Source organism: Methylobacterium aquaticum, from assembly GCF_001043915.1.
GTDB lineage: Bacteria > Pseudomonadota > Alphaproteobacteria > Rhizobiales > Beijerinckiaceae > Methylobacterium > Methylobacterium aquaticum.
On sequence record NZ_LABX01000228.1, the window covers coordinates 1 to 2,869 of the forward strand.

Annotated in this window: 1 pseudogene; it reads left to right on the forward strand. The window is 77.1% G+C overall.

The annotated features are described in order from the left end of the window. Nucleotides 1–143 precede the first annotated feature (143 nt). Nucleotides 144–2,831, forward strand: a pseudogene (locus tag VP06_RS26220) (translocation/assembly module TamB domain-containing protein); the annotation flags it as partial. Nucleotides 2,832–2,869 lie beyond the last annotated feature (38 nt).

A 2,869-nucleotide genomic window follows, 5' to 3' on the forward strand; every position in this document is an offset into this window, starting at 1 on the left:
TTGCGAGGTTCACCGGCGGGGGGGGGGGGGCGGGGGGGGGGGGCCCGCGCCCCCCCGCAACCACCACGCCGGGCATGAGTACCGTACGCCGCCCCGGGGCCCCCCCCGCCCCCGCCTCTGCCCCCCCCCCCCCGCGCCCGCCGCTGGGCCGCGAGCCGCGCTTCACCGGCCGCCTCACCCGCCTGCCCGACGGCTACGCGGTCCAGGCGGCGCGCCTGAGCGGGGCCGCCGTGACCGCGACGGTCGATGGCCGTGCCACCGAGGCCAAGGCCGACATGACCGGCCGGGTCGAGCTGACCGATCTCGCCACCCTCGACCCCGACCTCGCCGGCCGGGCCGGGCTGGACGCGCGCCTGACCGGCTCGCTGGAGCACCCGGACGTCGCCCTGACCGTCTCGGCCCCCGAGGCCCGGGCGCTGGGCCGTCCGATCCGCGACCTCGCCGCGACGGCGACCGTGACGGACGCCACCGGCGCCCTCGACGGCACGGTGGCCCTGTCCGGCCGGGTCGACGGCAAGCCGCTGTCCGGCGACCTCCACCTCGCCCGGAGCGGCGCCGATTGGGTGCTCGACCGGCTCGGCGTCACCCTCGGCTCGGTGGCGCTGACCGGCCGCGCCGCATTCGATCCGGCCTCGCGCCTCGCCGAGGGCGCGGTGTCGCTGAAGGCCGGCAACCTCGACGACCTCTCGGCCCTGGCGCTGACCCGCCTCGCCGGGCGGCTCGACGCCGCGATCGCCCTGTCCCGCGCCGGCGGCCGGCAGGACGCCACCGTGCGGGCGACCGGCGAGGGCGTGCGCGGGGCCGGTGTGGCGCTCTCGCGCCTCGACGCGGATCTCGCCGGGACCGACCTCTGGAACAGCCCCCGGGTCACCGGCCGGCTCGCGGCCGACCGTCTCGTCGCCGGCTCGGAGACGATCGAGGCGATCCGCCTCGACGCCAAGCCCACGCCCGACGGCAGCGACCTCGTGCTCCAGGCCCGGGCCCGGGGCTTTGCCCTCGACGGCGCCGCCCGGCTGGTGCCGGCGGCGCAGCCGCGCCTCGACCTCGCGCGCTTCAGCGCGGTGCGCGGCGGCGACCGGCTGGCCCTCGCCGGGCCGGCGACGCTCACGATCCAGAACGACGGCGTGGCGATCCGGGGCCTCGCCATCGCGGCCGGCTCCGGCCGGGCCAGCCTCGACGGCACGATCGGCCAGACGCTCGACCTGCGGCTCGGCCTGAAGAGCCTGCCCCTGGCGATGGCCCGCATCGCCTCGCCGAGCCTGACCCTTTCGGGCACCCTCGACGGCGAGGCGGCGCTGACCGGCCCGGCCGCGAGCCCGGAGGGGCGCTATGCGTTGAGCGTCACCCGGCTGGTGACGCCCGAGACCCGCTCCGCCGGCCTGCCGCCGATCGACGCCAAGGCCGCGGGCCGGATCGAGGATGGCCGCGCCGGCCTCGACGGCACCATCACGGCGGGGCGCGGCTTGCAGGTCACCCTGTCCGGCTCGCTCCCGGTCGAGGCCGGCGGCGCCCTCGCCTTGCGCACCCGCGGCACCCTCGATGCAGCGCTCGCCAACACCCTGCTGGCGGCGGGCGGCCAGCGCCTGACCGGCCGCGTCGCCGTCGATGCCGGGATCGGCGGGACGCTCCAGGCCCCGAGGATCGACGGCGCGGCGGTCCTCACCGGCGGCAGCTTCACCGACCCGCTGAACGGCGTGAGCCTCACCGACATCCAGGGCCGGGTCGCCGGCCGCGGCGACACGCTCGTGATCGAGCGCCTGACCGCCGCCACCCGCAACGGCGGCACCCTCCAGGTCCAGGGCCGCGTCGCCGTCGACCCGGCGGCGGGCTTCCCCGGCACCCTGACGATCCGGGCCGACCGGGCCGAACTGGTCTCGAGCCCGCTGATGACGCTCATCACCGGCCTCAACCTCTCGCTCACCGGCCCGCTCGCCCGCACCCCGCGGGTCGCCGGCCAGGTCGACGTCGCCTCCCTGGCCGTCTCGGTTCCGGACCGTCTGCCCGCCACGGTGCAGCCGCTGCCCGGCATCCGCCACGTCAACACGCCGCCGCAGATGCGGGCCCGCCTCGCCGCGCGGGCGAAGCGGGAGGCGGCGTCGCGGCGCGGGCGCAAGGCCCCGCCCTTCCTCGCCACCCTCGACCTCACGGTGAACGCCCCGGGCCGGATCACCGTGCGGGGCCGCGGCATCGATGCGGAACTCGGCGGGTCGCTCCGCCTCACCGGCACCTCGGCGGCCCCGGTGGCGAACGGCGCCTTCGCGATGCGCCGCGGCCGGATCCAGATCATCGGCCAGAACCTCGATTTCATGCGCGGCCGCCTGACCTTCGCGGGCGACCTGACGGCGCCGGAACTCGACTTCCTGGCCCAGTCCCAGGCCGGTGACGTCACCGCCAAGATCGCCGTCACCGGACCCGCCAACCAGCCCGACTTCGCCCTCTCCTCCGAGCCGCCGCTGCCGCAGGACGAGGTGTTGTCGCGCCTCCTGTTCAAGAAAGCCTCGGGCGGCCTGTCGCCGTTCCAGGCGTTGCAGCTCGCGCAGGCCGTGGCCCAGCTCTCCGGCGGTGCCGACGGGCCCGACCTGTTCGAGAGCGCCCGCAAGCGCCTCGGCCTCGACAGCCTCGACATCCAGGCGGGATCGAAGGGCGGCCCGGCGATCGGCCTGTCGCGGGCGCTCGGCGAGCGGGTCAATGTCGGCGTGCGCGCCGGCGCCCGGCCGGAGGACAGTGCCGCCACCATCACCTACGACGTGACCGGACGGATCAAGGTCCAGGGCGAGGCCGGGGCGGATGGGCGGACGGCTGTCGGGGTGGGGGCGGAATGGGAGTATTGAGGCGGACAGGCGCGCCTCTAGAGCATTTTCCGACCAAG